Genomic DNA, 25,955 nt, shown 5'->3' with positions numbered 1-25,955 from the left:
GAGTATAATTAAAGTATGCTACTTTTTTATAAGATAACAAGCTAATATAATAAAGTTTGCCTTACATATTTAAAAATTTTATTTCAAGGAGGAATAATGGAAAAGTATTATGGTGAAAAACAAGAGCGTTTTTCATTTAGAAAATTATCAGTAGGACTTGTATCTGCAACGATTTCAAGTTTATTTTTTATGTCTGTATTAGCTAATTCATCTGTGGATGCTCAAGAAACTACAGGGGTTCACTATAAATATGTGACAGAGTCAGAGCTATCATCAGATGAGAAGATGCAGCTTGTATATGATATTCCGACATACATGGAGAATGATGATGAAACTTATTATCTTGTTTATAAGTTAAATTCCCAAAATCAACTGGCGGAATTGCCAAATACTGGAAGCAAGAATGAGATGCAAGCCTTAGTTGCTGGTACTAGCTTAGCTGCTTTGGGGATTTTAATTTTTGCTGTTTCTAAGAAAAAAGTTAAGAATAAAACAGTATTACATTTAGTATTGGTTGCAGGAATAGGAAATGGTGTCTTAGTTTCAGCTCATGCTTTAGAAAATAATCTTTTGCTAAATTACAATACTGACTATGAATTGACCTCTGGAGAAAAATTACCTCTTCCTAAAGACATTTCAGGTTACACATATATTGGATATATCAAAGAGGGGAAAACGACTTCTGATTCTGAAGTAAGTAATCAAAAGAGTTCAGTTGCCACTCCTACAAAACAACAAAAGGTGGATTATAATGTTACACCGAATTTTGTAGAGAATCCATCAACAGTACAAGCTATTCAGGAACAAACACCTGTTTCTTCAACTAAGCCGACAGAAGTTCAAGTAGTTGAAAAACCTTTCTCTACTGAATTAATCAATCCAAGAAAAGAAGAGAAACAATCTTCAGATTCTCAAGCACAGTTGGCAGAACATAAGAATATAGAAACGAAGAAAGACGAGAAGGTTTCTCCAAAAGAAAAGACTGGGGTAAATACATTAAATCCACAGGATGAAGTTCTATCTGGCCAGTTGAATAAACCTGAACTCTTATATCGTGAGGAAACTATAGAGACAAAAATAGATTTTCAAGAAGAAATTCAAGAAAATCCTGATTTAGCTGAAGGAACTGTAAGAGTAAAACAAGAAGGTAAATTAGGTAAGAAAGTTGAAGTCATCAGAATATTCTCTGTAAACAATGAAGAGGTTTCACGAGAAATTGTTTCAACTTCAACGACTGAGCCTGTTACAAGAATAGTCGAAAAAGGTACTAAAAAAGCTCAAGTTATAAAGGAACAACCTGAGACTGGTGCAGAACATAAGGAAGTACAGTCTGGAGCTATTGTTGAACCCGCAATTCAGCCTGAACTACCAGCAGCTGTAGTAACCGACAAAGGTGAGCCAGCAGTCCAACCAGAGTTGCCAGAAGCAGTTGTAACAGATAAAGGTGTACCAGAAGTCCAACCAGCGTTACCCGAAGCTGTTGTAACTGAAAAAGGCGAACCAGCAGTCCAACCAGAGCTACCGGAAGCGGTTGTGACTGACAAAGGTGAGACTGAGGTTCAACCAGAGTCGCCAGATACTGTGGTAAGTGATAAAGGAGAACCTGAACAGGTGGCACCGCTTCCAGAATATAAAGGACCACAAGCCGGAGCTATTGTTGAACCAGAGCAGGTAGCACCACTACCAGAATACACAGGTCCACAGGCAGGGGCAGTAGTTGAACCTGCAATCCAACCAGAGTTACCCGAAGCAGTTGTTACAGACAAGGGTGAACCAGAAGTTCAGCCAGCGTTACCCGAAGCAGTTGTAACTGAAAAAGGCGAACCAGCAGTCCAACCAGAGCTACCGGAAGCGGTTGTGACTGACAAAGGTGAGACTGAGGTTCAACCAGAGTCGCCAGATACCGTGGTAAGTGATAAAGGTGAACCTGAACAGATAGCACCACTACCAGAATATACAGGAGTTCAGGCTGGAGCGATAGTAGAACCAGAGCAGGTAGAAGCACCGAAGGAATACACAGGAGTGCAAGCCGGAGCAATAGTAGAACCAGAACAAGTAGCCCCCCTACCAGAATATACAGGAGTACAAGCTGGAGCGATAGTAGAACCAGAGAAGGTAGAAGCACCGAAAGAATACACAGGAGTGCAAGCCGGAGCAATAGTAGAACCAGAACAAGTAGCCCCCCTACCAGAATACACAGGCCCACAGGCCGGAGCAATAGTAGAACCAGAACAGGTAGATCCACTTCCTGAATACAAGGGGAATATTGAGCAACTAAAACCTGAAACTCCCGTTGAGAAGCCAAAAGAAACAGATCCAGAGAAAACACTTGAATTAAGAAATGTTTCTGATATTGAATTGTATAGTCATCAAACGAATGGAACTTACAAACAACATGTTTCTTTGGACAGTGTTCCAAGTAATCCAGATACTTATTTTGTAAAGGTAAAATCTTCTGCGTTTAAAGATGTTTACCTTCCGGTTGCATCTATATCCGAGGAGTTAAAAGATGGACGCACATTTTATAAAATTACAGCGAGAGTTGATAAACTCCAGCAGGAGATAGACCATAAATATGTTGAAAATTTCAGTTTCTATTTAGCTAAGAAGACTACAGAGGAAACGACAAACTTTACTTCCTTTAGTAATCTAGTTCATGCCATCAACCAAAATCTTGGTGGAACCTATTATTTATCAGCTAGCTTGAATGCTAACGAAATGGAACTGGAGTCTGATGCGAAGTCTTATATTAAGGGCAACTTTACTGGTAGGTTGATTGGTGAAAAAGATGGCAAACATTATGCTATCTATAATTTGAAAAAACCTTTATTTAACAACTTAAGTAATGCTACAGTAGAAAAACTGAGCCTGAAAAATGTCTCTATTTCAGGAAAGAATGATATCGGTTCACTGGCAAATGAAGCTAAAAATGGGACAAAAATTAACCAGGTTCATGTCGACGGTGTCTTAGCTGGGGAACGTGGTATTGGTGGATTGCTTGCCAAGTCCGAACAATCAACCATCACTGACAGTAGTTTCAAGGGAAGGATTATTAATACCTATGAAACAACTGCTACCTACAATATTGGTGGCTTGGTTGGACATTTGACAGGTGAAAACGCGTCTATTGCTAAATCCAAAGCTACAATAGCCATTTCATCAAATGCAAATAGTTCAGATCAGACTGTCGGTGGTCTTGTGGGACTTGTGGACAATGATGCACATGTCCGTGATAGTTATGCTGAGGGAGATATTAATAATGTCAAACAGTTCGGAGAAGTCGCTGGTGTAGCAGGCTATTTATGGGATCGAACTTCTGGTAAGGAACAGCATGCTGGAAGCTTGACCAATGTTCTTAGCGATGTCAATGTAACAAACGGGAACGCCATCACCGCTTACCACTATAACAATATGAAGGTGACAGCTACATTCAGCAATAAAGCTAATAGAGTTATCAAAGTTGCCTTGGAAAACGATGAAGTCGTCAGCAAGGAATCCTTTGAAGAAAGAGGAAAGATGCTAGATGATTCTCAAATTGCAAGCAAGAAAGCAGAAATCAATCCTCTCACCCCACCAACAGTGGAGCCCCTTTCAACAAGTGGCAATAAAGAAAGTGATTTTTCTAAGGTAGCCAATTATCAAGCTAAGCGAGCCTTGGCTTATAAGAACATTGAAAAATTGTTACCTTTCTATAACAAGGCAACCATCGTCAAATATGGAAATCTGGTCAATGAGAACAGTCTTTTATATCAGAAAGAACTCTTGTCATCAGTCATGATGAAGGATAACCAAGTCATCACAGACATTGTTTCCAACAAACAGACTGCAAACAAACTCTTGCTGCACTACAAGGATCATTCATCTGAAAAACTCAATCTCAAGTATCAGTCTGATTTTGCCAAGCTAGCAGAATATAGCCTAGGAGATACAGGTCTTCTCTATACTCCTAACCAATTCTTGTATGACCAAACCTCTATCATCAAGCAAGTCTTACCTGAATTGCAGCAGGTGTCCTACCACTCAGAGGATATCAGAAAGACACTCGGTATTTCTCCAGAAGTTAAGTTAACCGAGCTATATCTAGAAGACCAGTTTGCTAAAACGAAGGATCATCTTGAAGAAAGTCTAAAAAAACTCTTGTCTGCGGATGCTGCTCTAGTGGAAAACAATCAAGTGATGACGGGTTATATTATAGATAAAATCAAGCGTAACAAGGAAGCTTTACTACTTGGTATGAGCTACCTAGAACGCTGGTATAACTTTAGTTATGATAAAGTGAGTGCAAAAGACCTTGTAATGTACCATCTAGATTTCTTTGGCAAAGGAAATGCTTCTCCGTTAGATACCTTAATAGAGTTAGGTAAATCAGGATTTAATAATCTTCTTGCCAAGAACAACGTTGATACCTATGCTATTAGTTTAGCTAGCCATCATGGAACGAAAGATTTATTTAACACGCTTGAAAATTATCGAAAAGTCTTTCTACCAAACACAAGCAACAATGACTGGTTTAAAACTCAGACCAAGGCTTACATCGTTGAAGAAAAATCTAATATTCCAGAAGTGAAAGCCAAGCAAGAAAAAGCAGGAAGCAAGTACTCTATCAGTGTCTATGATCGAATCACTAGCGACAGCTGGAAATACCGTAACATGGTACTACCTCTACTAACCTTGCCAGAAAGATCCGTATTTGTCATTTCAACTATCTCTAGTCTAGGCTTTGGTGCTTATGATCGCTATCGTAATAAAGATCATCAAGCAAGTGGTGATTTGAATAGCTTTGTTGAAAAGAGTGCTCACGAAACTGCCGAACGTCAACGAGATCACTACGATTATTGGTATCGTATTCTAGATGAAAAAGGGCGTGAAAAACTTTATCGAAATATCTTGCTTTATGATGCCTATAAATTCGGAAATGATAATACTGATGGAAAGGCTACAACAGTAGCAGATTTTGATAGTCCAAATCCTGCAATGAAACATTTCTTTGGACCTGTTGGAAACAAAGTTGGTCATAATGGACACGGTGCTTATGCTACCGGTGACGCCGTTTATTATATGGGTTATCGTATGTTAGATAAGGATGGAGCTATCACATATACACATGAAATGACGCATGATTCAGATCAGGACATCTATCTTGGTGGCTATGGTCGAAGAAGTGGCTTGGGACCAGAGTTCTTTGCAAAAGGCTTATTGCAAGCACCAGACCATCCAGATGATGCGACAATCACCATCAACTCGATCTTGAAACATTTAAAATCGGATAGTAAAGAAGGAGAACGATTACAAATACTTGATCCAACTACGAGATTTAAAAACTCTGATGATTTGAAGCAATATGTCCACAATATGTTTGATGTTGTTTATATGTTGGAATATCTTGAAGGGCAGTCTGTTGTGAATAAATTGAGTGTTTACGAAAAAATGAATACTCTAAGAAAAATCGAGAATAAATTTGTTAAGGATCCAGATGGAAATAATGTCTACGCAACAAATGTTGTCAGAGATTTAACCGCAGAAGAAGCTGAAAAATTACATTCATTTAATGATTTGATTGAGAATAATATTATTTCGTCTAGGGAATATGCCTTAGGTGAATACGAAAGAAATGGCTACTTCACTATTAAATTATTTGCGCCGATTTATGCAGCATTAAGTAATGATGACGGAACGCCAGGTGACCTGATGGGACGTCGTATGGCCTATGAACTATTAGCTGCTAAAGGATTTAAAGATGGTATGGTGCCATATATTTCAAATCAATTTGAACCCGATGCTAGGGCAAATAATAAAACGATTACCTCATATGGTAAGACTAAAGGATTGGTAACAGATAAATTAGTACTTCAAAAATTATTTAATAGTAAATACGACACTTGGAGTGATTTTAAAAAGGCCATGTATAAAGAGCGACAAGAAAAATTCAGCAAATTGAATAAAGTTACCTTTAATGATACAAGTAAATCATGGACAAGCTTTGCAACCAAAACTACAAGCAATATAGATGAGTTGCAACAACTAATGAATGAAGCTGTCCGCAAGGATACAGAAACTCCTCATTGGGATAACTATAATCCAGAAACAGACAGTGCAGTTCATAAGTTGAAGAGAGCAATCTTTAAAGCTTATCTTGACCAAACTGATGATTTTAGAAGTTCAATTTTTGAGAATAAAAAATAGTGTTTACTGTTAGGAAATAAAATTAAAGAAGGTGATTACGCTTGTCATTATTTAAAAAAGAACGATTTTCGATCCGAAAAATCTGTGGGATTGTTGGTTCGGTGTTACTCGGAAGTGTCTTGGTTGCACCGTCAGTCATCCATGCTTCTACCTATCATTATGTTGAAAAAAGCGCTCTTACAAAGGAAGAACAAAGTAAGATTCAGGCAGGAATTCCTACTGATAATGAAGCAAGTTATGCTCTTATTTATCAGCAGGAAGCTCTTCCTGCAACAGGTTCATCGACTTCTGTGCTTACAGCTTTAGGTCTATTAGCTGTTGGTAGTTTAGTCCTTTTGGTTCATAAAAATAAAAAAGTTGCTAGTCTGTTCTTAGTTACTACGATTGGACTGATTAGTCTTTCTAGTATGCAAGCTCTCGATATAAGCAATCCTTTGAAAGCTCCAAGTAATGAAGGAGTAGTTCAAATTGCTGGATATCGTTATATTGGATACTTACCCCTTAATGATGATGCAATTTCAGAAATTCAACATAAAGCTGAGGGGACAAAAAATGTTCCAGTATCTGAAATTCAAAATGTTCATAATGAAGCGCCTAAAGCAGAAAAACCTAAAAATCCAGAGTCTGTAAGCACCGTTTCAAACGAGACAACTAAATCAGAGAAGCCAGAGTACACTGCACCGGTAGGCACAGTCCCTGATGAGGCGCCTAAAGCTGAGAAGCCAGCATACACTGAGCCTGTAGGCACAGTTCCTGATGAAGCACCTAAGGCAGAGAAACCAGAACACACTAAACCAGTGGGTACAGTGCCTGACGAAGCACCTAAAGCAGAGAAACCTGATTATACGCAACCAATAGGTACAAACCTTGTAGAGCCAGCAGTTCAACCGGCATTACCAGAAGCTGTTGTAACTGAAAAAGGGGAACCGGAAGTTTATGAAAAACCAGCATACACTGCACCGGTAGGCACAGTTCCAGACGAGGCGCCTAAATCAGAGAAGCCTGACTATACGCAACCAATAGGAGCAAACCTTGTAGAGCCAGAAGTTCATGAAAAACCAGCATACACTAAACCAGTGGGTACAGTGCCTGACGAAGCACCTAAAGCAGAAAAACCAGCATACACTAAACTAGTGGGTACAGTGCCTGACGAAGCACCTAAAGCAGAAAAACCAGCATACACTAAACTAGTGGGTACAGTGCCTGACGAAGCACCTAAAGCAGAGAAACCAGCATACACTAAACCAGTGGGTACAGTGCCTGACGAAGCACCTAAAGCAGAAAAACCAGCATACACTAAACTAGTGGGTACAGTGCCTGACGAAGCACCTAAGGCAGAGAAACCAGCATACACTAAACCAGTGGGTACAGTGCCTGACGAAGCACCTAAAGCAGAGAAACCAGCATACACTAAACCAGTGGGTACAGTGCCTGACGAAGCACCTAAAGCAGAAAAACCAGCATACACTAAACCTGTAGGCACAGTTCCTGATGAAGCACCTAAGGCAGAGAAACCAGAATACACTAAACCAGTGGGTACAGTGCCTGACGAAGCACCTAAAGCAGAAAAACCAGCATACACTAAACCTGTAGGCACAGTTCCTGATGAAGCACCTAAGGCAGAGAAACCAGCATACACTAAACCAGTGGGTACAGTGCCTGACGTTGCTCCAGAGAGAGAAGAGCTTCCTGCTTTACATACTGATATTCGTACAGAGACTATTCCTAAAACTATCACAGAAAAATCTGATTCTAGCAAATTTATAGGTGATAATTCTATTAAACAAGTTGGTGAGGATGGCGAACGTCAAATTGTTACTAGCTATGAAGAGTTACATGGCAAAAAAATCAGTGAACCAGTTGAAACAGTAACTATTTTGAAAGAAATGAAGCCTGAAATTCTTGTAAAAGGTACCAAAGAAAAGCCCAAAGAAAAAACGGCTCCTGTTTTGACTCTGACCACTGTATCTAAGGATGTTTTAGCTAAGTCTGCTACAGTTAACTACAATCTAGAGAACCAAGATAATGCTACAATTACAAGCATTGTAGCGACTATCAAAGAAGGTGGAAAGATTGTAAAAACGGTTGATTTAAAAACCGATAACTTATCTCAAGTCTTAGAAAACTTGGATTATTACAAAGATTATACGATTTCAACTACTATGACTTATGATGTAGGTAAGGGTGCAGAAGTATCGACTCTGGAAGATAAACCTTTACGTTTAGATTTAAAGAAAGTTGAGTTGAAAGATATTGCAAACACAAGTCTAATACAAGTAGATCAGAGCGGTATCGAAAGCGATAGTAGTTATTTAACTTCTCTTCCAAGCGATTTTAACAACTATTACTTAAAAGTAACCTCCAGAGAAAACAAAGTGACTCGTTTAGCAATTGATAAGATTGAAGAGGTCATTGAGGAAGGTAAGCAGCTTTACAAGATAACGGCAAAAGCACCTGATTTGGTTCAACGTGATAAAGACGGTAAGTTAAGAGAAACTTACACTTATTATCTTGAAAAACCGAGGGCTACCGAAGATAAGGTTTATTACAATTTCCATGATTTAGCAAAAGATATGCAAGCAAATCCTACCGGTGACTTTAAACTTGGTGCAGATTTGAATGCAGTTAACGTTAAGCCAGCAGGTAAAGCTTATGTTATGGCTAAGTTTAGAGGTACTTTATCAAGTGTAGAGAATCATCAGTACACGATTCATAACTTAGAAAGACCTTTGTTTAATGAGGCTGAAGGTGCTACACTCAAAAACTTTAACTTAGGTAATGTAAATATAAACATGCCTTGGGCTGATAAAGTTGCACCTATTGGTAATATGTTTAAGAAGTCTACACTTGAGAATATCAAAGTAGTAGGTTCAGTAACAGGAAATAACGATGTAACCGGTGCTGTTAATAAGTTAGACGAAGCTAATATGCGCAATGTAGCTTTTATTGGCAAGATTAACAGTCTTGGAGATAAAGGCTGGTGGTCTGGTGGACTTGTCAGCGAAAGTTGGCGAAGTAACACGGATAGTGTTTATTTTGACGGTGATATTGTAGGTAACAATTCTAAGTTTGGTGGTTTAGTAGCTAAAGTCAATCACGGAAGTAATCAATTTGATGTTCGTCAACATGGTCGCTTAACTAATTCTTTTGTTAAAGGTACTATGAAACTTCAACAACACGGTGGTAGTGGTGGATTGATTCATGATAACTATAACTGGGGTGTTGTTGAAAATAATATCAGTATGATGAAAGTCATAAATGGGGAAATTATGTATGGTTCTCGTGAAGTGGATACAGGTGATTCTTACTTTGGATTTGAGAACTTCAAAAATAACTACTATGTGGACGGTGTTGCCTCAGGATTATCTTCATATAACAAATCAAAACAAATTAAAAGTATTTCTGAAGCAGAGGCCTTAGAGAAATTTGCTAAATTAGGTATCACAGCTCAGGATTATGTTATCTCTACCCCAATCGTAAACAAGTTAAATCGTATCGTTGATAGAGATTCTGAATATAAAGCGATTCAGGACTACCAAGAAACAAGAAACCTGGCTTATCGAAACTTGGAAAAACTGCAACCATTTTATAACAAAGAGTGGATTGTAAGCCAAGGGAATAAGTTAACAGATGATTCCAATCTTGTTAAGAAAACTGTTCTGTCTGTAACAGGTATGAAAGCAGGGCAATTTGTCACTGATTTATCGGATATTGATAAGATTATGGTTCACTATTCTGATGGTACAAAAGAAGAAATGAACGTGACAGCAGTTGCTGATTCTAAGGTGAAACAAGTTCGTGAGTATAGTATCGATGGTTTAGATGATGTGGTTTACACACCAAATATGGTTGTTAAAAATCGTGATAAATTGATTGCTGATGTTAAAGCTCAATTATCAAGTGTAGAATTGATTTCACAAGAAGTCCGTGCTTTGATGGATAAACGAGATACATCTAGAGATCCTAATGCTAATTCGGATGAACGTAAGAATGGTTATATTAAAGATCTATTCTTTGAAGAAAGCTTCGCTGAGGTTAGAGAGACGTTAGATAAGTTAGTGAAGTCCTTGTTAGAAAATGAAGATCATCAACTGAACAGTGATGAAGTGGCTGAGAAGGCGCTTCTCAAGAAAGTTGAAGATAATAAAGCTAAGATTATATTAGCCTTGACTTATCTAAATCGTTATTATGGTATAGACTATGATGGCTTGAACTTTAAGCATTTGATGATGTTTAAACCAGACTTTTATGGTAAAACACCAAGTATTTTAGATTTCTTGATTCGTATAGGCTCAGCAGAAAAGAATTTAAAGGGAGATAGAAGTTTAGAAGCTTATCGTGAAGTTATTGGTGGTACTATTGGAAAAGGTGAATTAAATGGCTTGTTAGGCTATAACATGCGTTTATTCACTAAGTACACCGACTTAAATGACTGGTTTATTCATGCTGCAAAGAACGTTTATGTTTCTGAGCCTGAGACGACTACAGAGGACTTCAAAGATAAACGCCATCGTATCTATGACGGTTTGAACAATGAGGTGCATAGTCGCATGATTTTACCGTTACTCAACTTGAAGAAAGCACATATTTTTGTCATTTCTACTTACAACACTTTGGCATTCAGTTCTTTTGAAAAATATGGGAAAAATACGGAAGAAGAGCGAAATGCTTTCAAAGAGGAGATAAACAAAGTAGCGAAAGCTCAACAAAGATATTTAGACTTTTGGTCTCGTTTAGCCTTACCAAAAGTTCGTAATCAACTCTTGAAGAGTCAAAATTCCGTACCAACGCCTGTTTGGGATAATCAAAATTATAGCGGTATTAAGGATGCTAGTCGCCGTGGTTATGGTTCAGATGGCAAGGTTGTAACTCCTATTCGTGAGCTATTTGGCCCAACTGATCGTTGGCATCAAGTTAACGGAGCGATGGGAGCGATGGCAAAAATTTATGAACGTCCATGGAAAGATGATCAGGTTTACTTCATGGTAACTGACATGATTAGTCAGTTTGGTATTTCAGCCTTTACACATGAAACTACTCACGTTAATGATCGTATGGCTTACTATGGTGGTCATTGGCATCGTCAAGGTACGGATTTAGAAGCCTTTGCTCAAGGTATGTTGCAAACTCCTGATAAGTCAACAACAAATGGTGAGTATGGTGCATTGGGTATTAACATGGCCTACCATCGTCCAAATGATGGAAATCAATGGTATAATCCCGACCCTGACAAACTTCAAACACATGACCAAATCGACCACTACATGAAGAACTACAATGAAGCTATGATGATGCTTGATTATGCTGAAGCTGAAGCTGTTCTTCCTAAGGTTAAAGGCGACAATAGTAAATGGTTTAAGAAAATTGACCGTGAAATACGTCGACCAATGGATAGAAATAAACTAAGTGGTCCTCACCAATGGGACAAAGTGCGTGACTTGACAGACGCTGAGAAAATGACCAAGCTTGAAACCATTGATGATTTGGTAAATAACAACTTTATGACCATTCACGGAAATCCAGGCAATAAGGTCTTCCACCCAGAAGATTTTGGTACGGCTTATGTCAATGTCAATATGATGGCGGGTATTTACGGTGGGAATACGAGTCCAGGTGCCCCCGGTTCTCTATCCTTCAAACACAATGCTTTCCGTATGTGGGGTTACTATGGATACGAACATGGATTCATTGATTATGTTTCAAGCAAACATCAAGGCGCCGCTAATAAAGAAAATAAAGGTCTCTTAGGTGATGATTTCATTATCAAAAAAGTTTCAAACAACCAATTCTCAAACCTTGAAGATTGGAAGAAATATTGGTATCATGATGTGAAATCCAGAGCTGAAAAAGGATTCACAGAAATTACAATTGATGGACAAACCATTCACAACTATAATGAACTGAAAGACTTATTCGACAAAGCTGTCACAGAAGACCTCAAGAAAGCTGGAAACTACTCAAATACTGAGAATTTGAAATCCAAGGTATTCAAAGCCCTTCTTAAAAACACAGACGGTTTCTTTAATAAACTGTTTAAAGAAGACATTTAAATGTTTAAAATATAAAGAGGACAGTTTTTTGCTTCCTCTGAAAAGTCATCATTTGATGGCCTATCAAAAAGGTATTGCCAAGTTGCAATACCTTTTTTTAAGGCTCTTTTATCTTGTTCTTGTTTCAATTGACGATACCACATTATGTACTGTTTTGCTTCATTTTACTATAAAAGGACTTAGTCCTGTGAAGTACAGAACTAAATCCTTTCAATAATTATTTGTGCAACTTTTTGGGGTTAGTAAAGAGAAACTCGTTTTTGTTCATTCTCTTCCTGTGTCAAGACTCTTAGTCTTTATTTTCGTATGGCAAGATCAAGTTCAAGATGATTCCTGTCATGGCTGATAGGGCAGTACCTGAAAGTGTAACTGGACCAAGTTTAAGGATAGCTCCTCCAAGTCCAAGGACCAACATAGCACTTGCGATGATTAGGTTACGCATTTGAGCGAAATCAACACGTTCTTTAATCAAGACTTTCAAACCGTTGCTGGCGATAACTCCATAGAGAAGGATTGACATACCACCAAGTACAGCGTTTGGAATAGTTGAAATCAAGGCAGTGAATTTACCGAGGAAGCTAAGAGCAATTGCGATAAAGGCTGCGTTACGGATAACTGAGACAGAAGCGATACGAGTCATACCGATAACCCCTGTATTTTCTCCGTAAGTTGTATTGGCTGGTCCACCAAGGAAGGCAGAAACAGAAGTTGCGATACCGTCACCAAGAAGAGTACGGTGAAGACCTGGTTCTTTCAAGAATTGACGGCCACAGATTTGACCCAAAACAGTATGGTCACCGATATGTTCAGAAATTGTTACGATAGCGATTGGCAAGATGGCAATAGTTTCTGGACCAAAGTAAAGATTGTACTCTTTAAAGGCACCACCTGTGCTAAATGGCAAGTAGAAACCAGGAATTTCGAACCAGTTGGCTTTAAGAACTGGTGTAAAGTCAACTAAGCCAAGAGTTAGTGCGAAGAGGTAACCACCGATAATGGCAAAGAGGAAAGGAATGATTCGTAGGAAGCCTTTTCCCTTTGTATTGATAAAGGCAGCAATCAAGAAAGTAACAACTGCTACAAGAGCATTTTTCCAATTCCCGTCAGCTACAAGACCAGCGTTAGTGACTGCTGAGCCTGCAAGTCCAAGACCAATAACGATAATCATAGGACCAATAATGATTGGTGGTAAGAGTTTATCAATCCATTTTGTACCTGCAAAACGAACACCAGCAGCCACAAGGACATAGACCAAACCAGTCAAGATAACCCCTGTTTGAGCAGCAGACACATCACCACCCATTTCTTTCATAGCAAGCGACATTGCTGTGATAAAGGCAAATGAAGAACCTAGATAAACTGGAACTTTAAAACCAGTTGAAATCATGTAGATGAGTGTCCCGACACCTGAAGCAAAAAGGGCAACAGATACAGGCATTCCCAAAATCAAGGGTACCAAGATGGTCGCACCAAACATAGCGAAAACGTGTTGGAAACTAAGGAGAATTCCTTTTCCAGTCGAAGGACGTTGGTCAACGTCTAGTAACAAATCAACAGTTGATTCTTGTTTCATATAAACCTCACTTTTGGGCATCAAAAAAGAGCCCATTATTTTACAGCAATAGGCCCTCAGAGTAAGACTTCTCTAAAATCTAGACTTTAAAGAGTTTCAAATATTTCTGCGTCTTCGTCACCTCACGGGATGACATTAAAAACCTTTGCTTGTGATAGTATAGCAAAAATTACAAACTTTGTAAATATTTTTTTACATAAAAATTTAAAGCGGGCGTTTATTGGGCATGCCAGCCTTACGTGGATATTTATTTGGCGTTTCTTTTTTCTTTTCTACCACTGTGATGTAGCGCGGATCTCCATTAGGTAGGGCGTAGCTGAGATTGTCTTCGACCTTACTAAAAAGGAGGTTGAGGGCATTCTTAGCTTCTAATAATTCCTCAGGCGCATTGCTGGCCTTGAGTGCCAATAGTTTGCCACCAACTTTAAGGTAAGGAATTGTCAATTCAGATAAAACCTGCATGCGGGCAACCGCACGAGCTGTTACAAAATCATATTGAGCACGGAAGTTCTTGTCTTGGGCCAAGTCTTCTGCACGTCCATGGTAGAAATGAACATCGTCTAAATCTAGTTCTTGAGCCAAAAGTTGGAGGAAGTTGATGCGCTTATTGAGTGAATCAATGATGGTCACATCTAACTGAGGATAGAGGATTTTCATTGGTAGACTAGGAAAACCTGCCCCAGCTCCAATATCAAGAAGTTTGATATTTTCATTAGGAATCAAGCCTTGCAGAATAGGTGCAATCGAATCATAAAAATGTTTGAGATAAACTTCTTCTTTATCTGTAATAGTCGTCAAATTAATCTTTTCATTCCACTCGACCAAGAGTTCAAAATAACGTTCAAATTGTTTTTTTTGCTGGTCCGAAAGTGGAAGATTTTGCTCGGCAAGCAGGTTGTAAAATGTTTCTGTTTTCATAGTTATTTCCTTCTTTAGTATCATCTTATTTTACCACAATCATTAAAAATTTGATATACTGGTACTAATCTAAAAGTAGAAAGGACTTATATAATGACTTGGATTATTCTTGGAGTTTTGGCTCTTGTTGTTATTTTTGTGATTGTTAACTATAACGGTTTGGTTAAGAATCGTATGCAAACAAAGGAGGCTTGGAGTCAGATTGATGTTCAGTTGAAACGTCGAAATGATCTCTTGCCAAACTTGATTGAGACTGTAAAAGGTTATGCTAAATATGAAGGTTCTACCCTTGAAAAGGTGGCAGAACTTCGCAATCAAGTTGCTGCAGCAACTTCACCAGCAGAAGCTATGAAAGCTAGTGATGCCCTCACTCGTCAAGTTTCAGGTATTTTTGCAGTTGCAGAAAGCTATCCAGATTTGAAAGCTAGTGCAAACTTTGTTAAATTGCAAGAGGAGTTGACAAACACAGAAAATAAAATTTCTTACTCTCGTCAACTCTATAACAGTGTTGTCAGCAACTACAATGTAAAATTAGAAACTTTCCCAAGCAATATTATCGCTGGAATGTTTGGCTTTAAAGCAGCAGATTTCCTTCAAACACCAGAAGAGGAAAAGGCAGTTCCTAAAGTTGATTTTAGCGGTTTAGGTGACTAAGATGTTGTTTGATCAAATTGCAAGCAATAAACGAAAAACGTGGATTTTGTTGCTGGTATTTTTCTTACTCTTAGCTCTTGTTGGCTATGCGGTTGGTTACCTCTTTATGCGATCTGGGCTTGGTGGTTTGATTATCGCACTGATTATTGGCTTTATCTATGCCTTGTCCATGATTTTTCAATCGACAGAGATTGTCATGTCCATGAACGGGGCGCGTGAGGTGGATGAACAAACGGCACCAGACCTCTACCATGTAGTAGAAGATATGGCTATGGTCGCTCAGATTCCTATGCCCCGTGTTTTTATCATTGATGATCCAGCCTTAAATGCCTTTGCGACAGGTTCTAACCCGCAAAATGCGGCGGTTGCTGCAACTTCAGGTCTCCTAGCTATCATGAATCGTGAAGAACTAGAAGCTGTTATGGGACATGAAGTCAGTCATATTCGTAATTACGATATCCGTATTTCGACTATTGCTGTTGCTCTTGCTAGTGCTATCACCATGCTTTCTAGTATGGCAGGTCGCATGATGTGGTGGGGTGGTGCAGGTCGTAGACGAAGTGACGACGATCGAGATGGAAATGGCTTAGAAATCATTATGCTCGTGGTTTCACTACTAGCTATTGTGCTGGCACCTCTCGCTGCAACCTTGGTGCAACTAGCTATTTCTCGTCAGAGGGAATTCCTAGCTGATGCTTCCAGTGTCGAGTTGACGCGCAATCCTCAAGGGATGATAAATGCTCTAGGTAAATTGGATAATAGTAAACCGATGAGTCGTCCTGTCGATGATGCCAGCAGTGCACTTTATATCAATGATCCCAAGAAAGGGGGAGGGTTCCAAAAACTATTTTATACCCACCCACCTATTTCAGAACGGATTGAGCGTTTGAAACATATGTAAAATTTGCCTATACAATCCTAAAAATGAGCATTCTCGTAGTTGGAGATGCTCATTTTCTTATATAAGAAATTCAGAAATCAATTTGTTATGATACAACTTATATTCTTCGAAAATCTCTTCAAACCGCATCAGATTCGCCTTGCCGTACTTAAGTCCAGCCTGCGGCTAGCTTCCTAGTTTGCTCTTTGATTTTCATTGAGTATTAGAATTTCTTTAGGAAACTTCGTTCAGAACACATGATATATCGAAGAAGAATTTAGCATCTATGTCAAATGGAGGAGGGCAACTGATCTCGTTTTTCGCAAATTAGAGAATATTTTTGGCGTGCTAAGAGTGTGTGTTAGAGACAAGTAGGCCAGCGTAGTAGAGCTAGGATTCATCTTAATGAGCATGGGGGTTACAAAATTGTCCAAGAATTCAATCTACAAATCAGTTATTTAAAAATCACTGTGTTCTTTTAGCTAGAAGTTAGTTTTTGTCCAGCCTCTTTTATAGGCGATTTCGGAAAACTTCATACATAAGAATGGCCGCAGCAACACTGGCATTAAGGCTTTGAACATGTCCATTCATCGGAATGGTAATCATTTCATCTACCTGTTTTTTGATGTTGCTAGAGATACCTTTTCCTTCATTTCCGATGATGAGGGCGATTTTCCCTTTTGTATTCCACTTGTGGCAAGGAGTACCGTTCATATCTGTTCCAAAGGTCCAGAAACCTTCATCCTTAAGTTTATCTAAGGTTTGGCTAAGATTGGTCACTCGGGCGATTGGAACATGCTCAATAGCACCTGTGGCCGTTTTGGCAACGACAGGAGTAACTCCGACAGCACGGTGCTTGGGAATGATGACACCTGAAACATTGGTCGCATCAGCGGTTCTTAAGATGGAGCCTAAGTTGTGAGGGTCAGTTAAGCCATCCAGAATCAATAGAAGTGGATTTTCTTCTTGACGTGTTTTGGCAAGGATGTGATCTAGCTCACTATAGGCAAATTCGGACACTCGTAGAACAAAACCTTGATGAACAGCACCTTCAGTCATCTCAGAGAGGGATTTTTTTGAGGTCCAAGAAATGGACACCTTCTTTTCTGTAGCCAGTTCTTTGACTTTTTCAACATTCTTACCTCGTAGGTCTTCTTGGAGGTAGAGTTTGTTTCCAGTATTTGCAAGGAGGGCTTCGGTAACGGCGTGGACGCCATAGACAATATCATTTGTTTTCATGCCTCTATTATAACACAAAACCCCGTCTTGCAACGGGATTTTCTTTATTCTAGAATCAGTAAACCATCTTTAACTGCAAATGGGTCTTTTTCATTGATACGATCGTAAAACATGATGCCGTTTATGTGGTCAATTTCATGTTGAACAACAATGGAGTTATAACCTTTAAGTTTGATACGGTGTTTTTCCCCATCCTTGTCAAAGTAGTCAACAGTAACGCGAGCATGGCGAACTACGTAGCCAGGCACGTTGCGGTCAACAGACAGACAACCTTCTCCTTCACCAAGAGCAGCGTCTTGAACAGAGTGAGAGACGATTTTTGGATTGTACATAATGGCTTGCAAGTCGTAGGCTTCCTGTGGAGTTTCGCCTTCTTCGACAATATTAGGTACCAAAACAGCGATAATGCGTTTTGAGATATCTAATTGAGGAGCAGCCAGTCCAACCCCACCGCGGAGTCCCAATTTTTCAGCCATGACAGGATCTTGGGAATGTTTGAGGAATTGCATCATCTTTTCACCAAGGATGATTTCCTGATCAGATAGGGGGAAAGTAACTTCCTCAGCAACTGCGCGTAGAGTTGGGTTCCCCTCGCGGATAATATCGTTCATATCAATCAAGTGAGCAGCTTTTGTAATACGTTCTATAGCAGACATTTTCTCTCCTTTCATTACCTCTACATGATATCACAAAATGACAAGGATTGAAAGCATTACGGCATTAAGCTTATATAGAAAATACCTAGCAGGTTCGATTCAGTTGTGAAAGAATTTCTTATCTGTGATATAATAAAAAGAAAAGGCTTGCATAAGAAAGTAGGGAGAATGAAGATGCAAAGAAGACAAGATAGAAATCAGAGTGGTTCAGCTTTTCGTTTTATGAGGGGGGGTGTAAACTTTTTTAGGAGTTATCGTAAGTGGAGTAATAAGGGATTTGTGGCGATACTTTTGCTAGCAGTTGCTTTATCAATGGGCTTGGTCTTGTTGTTTGAAAGTTTCCAAGGCCTGCCTCTGACCAGTCAAAAACGAGATACTATTTATCAAGAAGGAACTAAGAAAGAGTCTCAGGAGCAGGAAGAGGAAAAAACTGCTAGAATTATGGCTCATGGTGATTTGCTTTATCATGATATTCTTTACTTTTCAGCAAAAAAGGATGATGGAACCTATGATTTTCATGAGAATTTTGAGTATGTGACACCTTGGCTTAAGCAAGCAGACTTAGCTATTGGTGACTTTGAAGGGACCATTAATAAGGATCATTATTTAGCAGGTTATCCTCTCTTTAATGCTCCTGCTGAAGTTATGGATGCTATTAAGGATGCAGGTTATCATGTTCTAGATTTGGCTCATAATCATATTTTGGATTCGCAAATTGAGGGAGTTATTTCAACGGCCGATATTATTGAGAAGGCTGGAATCACTCCAATTGGAGTTTATACACACGAGCCACGTGATCAGGCTCCGCTGGTCATTAAGGAAGTGAATGGTATCAAGGTTGCACTTTTGGCTTATTCTTATGGATTTAATGGAATTGAGCAAAATATTTCTCAGGAGGATTATAATCACTATCTTTCAGATTTGGATGAGAATAAAATGAAGTCTGAAATTGAACGGGCGGAAAAGGAAGCAGATATTACCATTATCATGCCACAAATGGGTGTTGAGTATCGCATAGAACCGACTGAAGAGCAAAAAGCTTTATATCACAAGATGATTGATTGGGGAGCAGATATTATATTTGGAGGTCACCCTCACGTAGTTGAACCATCTGAAACGGTTGAAAAGGATGGGGACAAGAAACTCATTATCTATTCAATGGGGAACTTCATTTCCAATCAACGAATTGAGACCATGCAAGGGGTAGAAAATGCTAAGTGGACTGAACGTGGCGTTCTCATGGACGTGACCATTAAGAAGAAGGATGGAAAAACAACTATCGGAACAGCTAAAGCTCATCCTACTTGGGTCAATCGAACACCAAAGGGAACTTTTTCACCAGAAGGATATCCCCTATATCATTATCAAACCTATATCTTGGAAGATTTCATAGAGGGTGGCAGTCATCGTGATCAATTAGATGAAGCGACTAAGGAACGAATTGATACAGCCTATAAAGAAATGAACGAACATGTGGGATTGAAGTGGGATTAGCTTGAATCCAGAGGGAAGTAAATGACGATTAAAGTAATTGCGACAGATATGGATGGGACCTTGCTGGATGCTAGAGGCCAGCTTGATCTCCCACGTTTGGAAAAGATTTTAGATCAGTTGGATCAAAGGGGTATTCGTTTTGTCATCGCGACGGGCAATGAAATTCATCGCATGAGGCAACTACTGGAGCACTTGGTCGATCGAGTGGTTCTGGTTGTTGCAAACGGTGCTCGTATTTTTGAAAACAATGAACTGATTCAGGCGCAGACTTGGGATGATGCCATTGTCGATAAGGCTTTGGCTCATTTCAAGGGTCGAGCGTGTCAGGATCAGTTTGTTGTGACGGCTATGAAGGGTGGTTTCGTCAAAGAAGGTACGATTTTTACAGACCTTGAAAGTTTTATGACTCCAGAAATGATTGAAAAATTCTACCAACGGATGCAATTTGTGGACGAATTAACCTCTGACCTCTTTGGTGGTGTGCTCAAGATGAGTATGGTTGTTGGTGAGGAGCGTTTGAGTTCGGTCTTGGAAGAAATCAATGATCTCTTTGATGGCCGTGTTCGGGCTGTATCGAGTGGCTATGGTTGCATTGATATCCTTCAAGCTGGGATTCATAAAGCATGGGGCTTGGAAGAATTACTCAAGCGTTGGGACTTGAAGCCCCAACAAATTATGGCTTTTGGTGACAGTGAAAATGATGTTGAAATGCTTGAAATGGCTGGAATTGCCTATGCGATGGAAAATGCTGATGACAAGGCCAAAGCTGTGGCGACTGCTCTAGCGCCAGCCAATAGCCAAGGAGGAGTTTATCAAGTCTTGGAGAACTGGTTAGAAAAAGGAGAATGAAGTGGCAGTACAGTTATTAGAAAATTGGCTCCTAAAGGAACAAGGTAAAATTCAAACCAAGTATCGTCACCTAAATCAAGTTTCTGTTGTAGAGCCAGACATTCTTTTTATTGGGGATTCCATTGTCGAGTATTATCCTATACAGGAGCTATTTGGAACTTCGAAGACGATTGTCAATCGAGGCATTCGAGGTTATCAGACAGGACTGTTATTAGAGAATCTGGATGCGCATCTATACGGTGGGGCGGTAGATAAAATTGTCCTTTTGATTGGGACAAATGATATCGGAAAAGATGTGCCTGTGAATGAGGCTATCAATAATCTCGAAGCTATCATACAGTCTATTGCTCGCGATTATCCATTGACTGAGATTAAATTGCTTTCTATTTTGCCAGTCAATGAGGGAGAGGAGTACAAGCAGACAGTCTATATCCGCACAAATGAAAAAATTCAGAAATGGAATCAAGCCTATCAAGAGCTTGCTTCTGCCTATATGCAGGTGGAATTTGTGCCAGTTTTTGATAGTTTGACAGACCAAGCAGGCCAACTCAAAAAAGACTACACAACTGATGGGCTGCACCTCAGTGTTGCTGGTTATCAGGTTTTGTCAAAAGCCTTGAAAGACTATCTTTTTTAGTTAGTTGATTTCCCTTTTGCATTTTTTAGTTAGATAAGGTATAATGGTTTTATTGTCTTTTGGGGTCGTTACGGATTCGACAGGCATTATGAGGCATATTTTGCGACTCGTGTGGCGACGTAAACGCTCAGTTAAATATAACTGCAAAAAATAACACTTCTTACGCTCTAGCTGCCTAAAAACCAGCAGGCGTGACCCGATTTGGATTGCTCGTGTTCAATGACAGGTCTTATTATTAGCGAGATACGATTGAGTCTTGTCTAGTGGCTTGATAAGAGATTGATAGACTCGCAGTTTCTAGGCTTGAGTTATGTGTCGAGGGACTGTTAAACTAATACATAACCTATGGTTGTAGACAAATATGTTGGCAGGTGTTTGGACGTGGGTTCGACTCCCACCGGCTCCATTATTCCTTTGCATTCCTTGGTAAAACGTTGTTAAATCAACGTTTTTTATTTTTGTCTTTGGTATTCCTTTGCGAAAAAAGGATACAACATTTTTGTTGTATCCTAAAAATCTATGTACTTCACAAAGCGTTCTTCGGCTCCATTATGCGTTTTTGTGATTTTAAAACTTGTTAGCTGGTTTTTTACAATCCTGCAAATTCTTTGATTTCTTGTGCTGACATTGAAGAGTCGCAACGGACATTGATTTGTCCATCCGCAATGTGAACAAAGCCTGGTACAGTTGGGATTCCGTAGCGTGAGCGGAATGCTTGCAACTCATTGAGTTGGCTTGGTTCTTCACTATTGATGAAGTAGATGTGAGCTTTGGTTTCAGCTATGACACCTGCCAAAGTACCTGCAAATTTACGGCAGTAAGGGCAAGTTTTGCGACCGATAAAGAAGGTTGCAGTTTCTTTTTTATCAAGAGCTTCTTGCGCACGCGCAACTGTAGTTACTTCAAGGTCTTTGATATTATCTAAAAATTGTTCCATGAGATTACCTCGCTTTCATTGATAAGTCTAGTATGCCATAAAGTTTCTAAAATTGCTTAGATTTGATACGAAAAAAAGATGAGATTGTTTGGTCTCATCTTTTATAGGATTTTATTTTACAAAAGCATTGATTTCTGCTTCGATATTAGCAATCTTAGCTTGTGATTCTTCGTTGGTTTCACCTACAACTGCAATGTAGAATTTGATTTTTGGTTCTGTACCTGAAGGGCGAACAGCAATCCATGAACCGTCAGCAAGTGTGTATTTCAACACATCACTTGGAGGAGTTGTTAAGTTTGTAACAGTTCCGTCAGCAGCAGTAGCAGTTTGCGCCTTGAAGTCTTCTACGACAGTGATAGCTGTTGCGTTCCATTCTTTTGGAGCATTGTTACGGAATTTAGCCATAATCGCTTTGATTTGTTCTGCACCATCCACACCTGAAAGAGTAACAGAGATTGTTTTTTCAGCGTAGTAGCCGTATTCTTTGTAGATTTCTTCGATACCGTCAGCAAGTGTCAAACCACGTGAACGGTAGTAGGCAGCAAGTTCAGCAACGACTAGAACGGCTTGGATAGCATCTTTATCACGTACGAATGGTTTAATCAAGTAACCGAAGCTTTCTTCAAATCCCATCATGTATGTGTGATTGTGTTTTTCTTCAAATTCTTGGATTTTTTCAGCGATAAATTTGAAACCAGTCAAGACGTTGAACATGGTTGCGCCGTAGCTTTCAGCGATCTTCGTTACCAAGTCAGTTGATACGATAGATTTGCAGAGCGCTGCATTTTCAGGAAGAGTTCCAGCATTTTTGTGGGCTTCCAAGATGTATTTAGCCATGATAGCACCGATTTGGTTACCTGAAAGGTTAAGGTAGCTACCATCTTTTTGAAGAACTTCAACACCAACACGGTCAGCGTCTGGGTCAGTTGCAACAAGAACATCTGCACCAACTTGACGACCAAGTTCTTCAGCAAGGGCAAAGGCTGCTTGGCTTTCTGGGTTTGGAGATTTTACAGTTGAGAAGTCAGGATCAGCAGTTGCTTGCGCTTCAACGACTTGAACAGAGTCAAATCCTGCTTGGGCAAGAGCACGACGAGCCAACATTTCACCAGTACCATGAAGTGGTGTGTAGACAATCTTCATGTCTTTACCGAATTCTTCAATCAAGGCTGGGTTGATGTTTACGTCTTTAACCTCTTTAAGGTATTCTACGTCAACAGCTTCGCCGATAACTTCAATCAAGCCAGAAGCTTTTTCAGTTTCTACATCAGCAACTTCAACTGCAAATGGATTTTCGATTGCACGGATATAAGTAGTCAAAGCGTCCGCGTCGTGTGGAGGCATTTGTCCACCGTCTTCACCGTAAACCTTGTAACCGTTAAATGGAGCAGGGTTGTGGCTGGCTGTGACCATGATACCTGCGAAACAGTTGAGATGACGAACCGCAAATGATAGTTCTGGAGTTGGACGAAGGCTTTCAAATACGTAAGATTTGATGCCGTGTTTAGCAAGAACTGCCGCAGATTCAAAGGCAAACTCAGGTGAGAAGTGACGGCTATCGTAGGCGATTGCTACACCGCGTTCTTTTTCGTTTCCACCTTTTGACTCAATCAAACGAGCCAATCCTTCAGTAGCTTGACGAACAACGTAGATGTTGATACGGTTTGTACCAGCACCAATCAAGCCACGCATACCTGCAGTACCAAATTCAAGATTTGTATAGAAGGCATCTTCCTTTGTTTTTTCGTCCATATTTTCCAAATCTTGACGAAGGTAGTCAGGAAGCTCCGCAAAATCAACCCATTTCTGGTAATTTTCTTGGTAAGACATTAAAATTCTCCTTTTTGTAAATTGTTTTAACCGTTCACATTATAGCACTTTTTAGCGTTTTAGTAAAACGGTAGCATAATTTTCAGAAAAGTAGTGACATATGCCTGTTTATCAAGTCTTGAATGCCTTAGGGAAACATGCTATACTACTTGTATGATTATTTTACAAGCTAATAAAATTGAACGTTCTTTTGCAGGAGAGGTTCTTTTTGATAATATCAACCTGCAGGTTGATGAACGAGATCGAATTGCCCTTGTTGGGAAAAATGGAGCAGGTAAGTCTACTCTTTTGAAGATTTTAGTTGGAGAAGAGGAGCCAACTAGTGGAGAAATCAATAAGAAAAAAGATATTTCTCTGTCTTACTTAGCCCAAGATAGCCGTTTTGAGTCTGAAAATACCATCTACGATGAAATGCTTTATGTCTTTGATGACTTGCGTCGGACTGAGAAACAACTTCGTCAGATGGAGTTGGAGATGGGTGAAAAGTCTGGTGAGGATTTGGATAAACTGATGTCAGATTACGACCGCTTATCTGAGAATTTTCGCCAAGCAGGTGGCTTTACCTATGAAGCTGATATTCGAGCTATTTTGAATGGTTTCAAGTTTGACGAGTCTATGTGGCAGATGAAAATTGCTGAGCTTTCGGGTGGTCAAAATACCCGTCTGGCGCTGGCCAAAATGCTTCTTGAAAAGCCAAATCTCTTGGTCTTGGACGAGCCAACCAACCATTTGGATATCGAAACCATTGCTTGGCTGGAGAATTACTTAGTAAACTATAGTGGTGCCCTCATTATTGTTAGTCACGACCGTTATTTCTTGGATAAGGTTGCGACAATTACGCTGGATTTGACCAAGCATTCCTTGGATCGTTACGTTGGCAATTACTCTCGTTTTGTCGAGTTGAAGGAGCAAAAACTAGCTACTGAGGCAAAAAATTATGAAAAGCAACAGAAGGAGATCGCTGCTCTGGAAGACTTTGTCAATCGCAATCTAGTCCGTGCTTCAACGACCAAACGTGCCCAATCTCGTCGTAAACAACTAGAAAAAATGGAGCGTTTGGACAAGCCTGAAGCTGGTAAGAAATCTGCCAACATGACCTTCCAGTCTGAGAAAACGTCGGGCAATGTTGTTTTGACTGTTGAAAATGCAGCTATTGGCTATGATGGGGAAGTCCTGTCACAACCGATTAACCTAGACCTTCGTAAGATGAATGCTGTCGCTATCGTCGGTCCAAATGGTATTGGAAAATCAACCTTTATCAAGTCTATAGTAGACCAGATTCCGTTTATCAAGGGTGAAAAGCGATTTGGAGCTAATGTTGAGGTTGGTTACTATGACCAAACCCAAAGCAAGCTGACACCAAGTAATACTGTACTGGATGAACTCTGGAATGATTTTAAACTGACACCAGAAGTTGAAATCCGTAACCGTCTTGGTGCCTTCCTTTTCTCAGGAGATGATGTAAAAAAATCAGTCGGCATGTTATCTGGTGGCGAAAAAGCTCGTTTGCTTTTAGCTAAATTGTCTATGGAGAACAACAACTTCTTGATTCTGGACGAGCCAACCAACCACTTGGATATTGATAGCAAGGAAGTGCTAGAAAATGCCTTGATTGACTTTGATGGAACTCTTCTATTCGTCAGCCACGACCGTTACTTTATCAATCGTGTGGCTACCCATGTTCTAGAATTGTCTGAAAATGGTTCAACTCTCTACCTTGGAGATTACGATTACTATGTCGAGAAGAAAGCAGAAGTAGAAATGAGTCAGACTGAGGAAGCTTCAACCAGCAATCAAGCAAAAGAAGCAAGTCCAGTCAATGATTATCAGGCACAGAAAGAAAGTCAAAAAGAAGTTCGTAAGCTCATGCGACAAATTGAAAGTCTAGAAGCTGAAATCGAAGAGTTAGAAAGTCAAAGCCAAGTCATTTCTGAACAAATGTTGGAGACAAACGATGCCGAAAAACTGATGGAATTGCAGGCTGAACTGGACAAAATCAGCCACCGTCAGGAAGAAGCCATGCTTGAGTGGGAAGAATTGTCAGAGCAGGTGTAA

At 39.6% G+C, this 25,955-nt stretch carries 15 protein-coding genes and 1 other RNA gene; 9 read left to right on the top strand and 7 right to left on the bottom strand.

All coding sequences use genetic code 11. The features are described 5' to 3' along the window. Positions 1 to 96 precede the first annotated feature (96 nt). Positions 97 to 6,183, top strand: coding sequence for a ZmpA/ZmpB/ZmpC family metallo-endopeptidase (locus ACN076_RS06460; RefSeq protein WP_420789631.1), 6,087 nt, complete (start codon positions 97 to 99; stop codon positions 6,181 to 6,183). A gap of 41 nt (positions 6,184 to 6,224) precedes the next feature. Continuing rightward, complete coding sequence (locus tag ACN076_RS06455; protein ID WP_420789630.1) at positions 6,225 to 12,233, top strand: SIALI-17 repeat-containing surface protein; 6,009 nt, start codon at positions 6,225 to 6,227, stop codon at positions 12,231 to 12,233. Here ACN076_RS06455 and ACN076_RS06450 read toward each other — a convergent pair. From ACN076_RS06450 to rsmG, 3 genes are all read right to left on the bottom strand, one after another. Continuing rightward, positions 12,230 to 12,361, bottom strand: a complete 132-nt coding sequence (locus ACN076_RS06450) for a hypothetical protein (protein ID WP_420789629.1) — start codon at positions 12,359 to 12,361, stop codon at positions 12,230 to 12,232. The two genes, ACN076_RS06455 and ACN076_RS06450, sit on opposite strands and share 4 nt — an antisense overlap. A gap of 161 nt (positions 12,362 to 12,522) precedes the next feature. After that, positions 12,523 to 13,806, bottom strand: a complete 1,284-nt coding sequence (locus ACN076_RS06445) for a uracil-xanthine permease family protein (RefSeq protein WP_004249258.1) — start codon at positions 13,804 to 13,806, stop codon at positions 12,523 to 12,525. Positions 13,807 to 14,010: 204 nt separating this feature from the next. Then, entirely contained in the window at positions 14,011 to 14,724 is a 714-nt protein-coding gene (gene rsmG, locus ACN076_RS06440) for a 16S rRNA (guanine(527)-N(7))-methyltransferase RsmG (protein ID WP_420789628.1), read from the bottom strand. 93 nt (positions 14,725 to 14,817) lie between these two features. Here rsmG and ACN076_RS06435 point away from each other — a divergent pair, with 93 nt between their 5' ends. Together ACN076_RS06435 and htpX are read left to right on the top strand one after the other, a co-directional pair. Then, positions 14,818 to 15,378, top strand: coding sequence for a LemA family protein (locus ACN076_RS06435; protein WP_261063835.1), 561 nt, complete (start codon positions 14,818 to 14,820; stop codon positions 15,376 to 15,378). 1 nt (position 15,379) lies between these two features. Continuing rightward, the gene (htpX, locus tag ACN076_RS06430; protein WP_153193471.1) at positions 15,380 to 16,279 is read left to right on the top strand and encodes a zinc metalloprotease HtpX; all 900 of its coding nucleotides are present in this window, start codon (positions 15,380 to 15,382) and stop codon (positions 16,277 to 16,279) included. A 489-nt stretch (positions 16,280 to 16,768) separates the two neighbouring features. On the opposite strand, the gene rlmB is transcribed toward htpX, so the two are convergent. Further along, positions 16,769 to 17,497, bottom strand: coding sequence for a 23S rRNA (guanosine(2251)-2'-O)-methyltransferase RlmB (gene rlmB / locus ACN076_RS06425; protein WP_000855742.1), 729 nt, complete (start codon positions 17,495 to 17,497; stop codon positions 16,769 to 16,771). A gap of 44 nt (positions 17,498 to 17,541) precedes the next feature. Further along, positions 17,542 to 18,153, bottom strand: a complete 612-nt coding sequence (def, locus tag ACN076_RS06420) for a peptide deformylase (protein WP_001272952.1) — start codon at positions 18,151 to 18,153, stop codon at positions 17,542 to 17,544. Between the two features lie 174 nt (positions 18,154 to 18,327). Between def and ACN076_RS06415 the strand changes: the two genes are divergently transcribed. From ACN076_RS06415 to ssrA, 4 genes are all read left to right on the top strand, one after another. Further along, positions 18,328 to 19,647: a CapA family protein gene (locus ACN076_RS06415; RefSeq protein ID WP_420789627.1), complete on the top strand. Its 1,320-nt coding sequence runs from the start codon at positions 18,328 to 18,330 to the stop codon at positions 19,645 to 19,647. Between the two features lie 21 nt (positions 19,648 to 19,668). Further along, entirely contained in the window at positions 19,669 to 20,496 is an 828-nt protein-coding gene (locus ACN076_RS06410; protein ID WP_203175381.1) for an HAD family hydrolase, read from the top strand. A gap of 1 nt (position 20,497) precedes the next feature. Then, positions 20,498 to 21,133, top strand: coding sequence for an SGNH/GDSL hydrolase family protein (locus ACN076_RS06405; RefSeq protein WP_261044724.1), 636 nt, complete (start codon positions 20,498 to 20,500; stop codon positions 21,131 to 21,133). A 61-nt stretch (positions 21,134 to 21,194) separates the two neighbouring features. Next, positions 21,195 to 21,542: a transfer-messenger RNA gene (gene ssrA, locus ACN076_RS06400) on the top strand. A gap of 180 nt (positions 21,543 to 21,722) precedes the next feature. Here the strand turns inward: ssrA and ACN076_RS06395 are convergent. Beyond that, the gene (locus tag ACN076_RS06395; RefSeq protein WP_101784839.1) at positions 21,723 to 22,070 is read right to left on the bottom strand and encodes a PedC/BrcD family bacteriocin maturation disulfide isomerase; all 348 of its coding nucleotides are present in this window, start codon (positions 22,068 to 22,070) and stop codon (positions 21,723 to 21,725) included. A gap of 111 nt (positions 22,071 to 22,181) precedes the next feature. After that, entirely contained in the window at positions 22,182 to 23,900 is a 1,719-nt protein-coding gene (locus ACN076_RS06390) for a phospho-sugar mutase (RefSeq protein ID WP_000121692.1), read from the bottom strand. A gap of 153 nt (positions 23,901 to 24,053) precedes the next feature. Between ACN076_RS06390 and ACN076_RS06385 the strand changes: the two genes are divergently transcribed. Beyond that, positions 24,054 to 25,955: an ABC-F family ATP-binding cassette domain-containing protein gene (locus ACN076_RS06385; RefSeq protein WP_420789626.1), complete on the top strand. Its 1,902-nt coding sequence runs from the start codon at positions 24,054 to 24,056 to the stop codon at positions 25,953 to 25,955.

This window comes from Streptococcus sp. K0074, assembly GCF_048843365.1.
Classification (GTDB): Bacteria; Bacillota; Bacilli; order Lactobacillales; family Streptococcaceae; genus Streptococcus; species Streptococcus mitis_BM.
The sequence above is the reverse complement of the archived record's forward strand: the minus strand, read 5'-3'. Positions and strand labels throughout refer to the sequence as shown.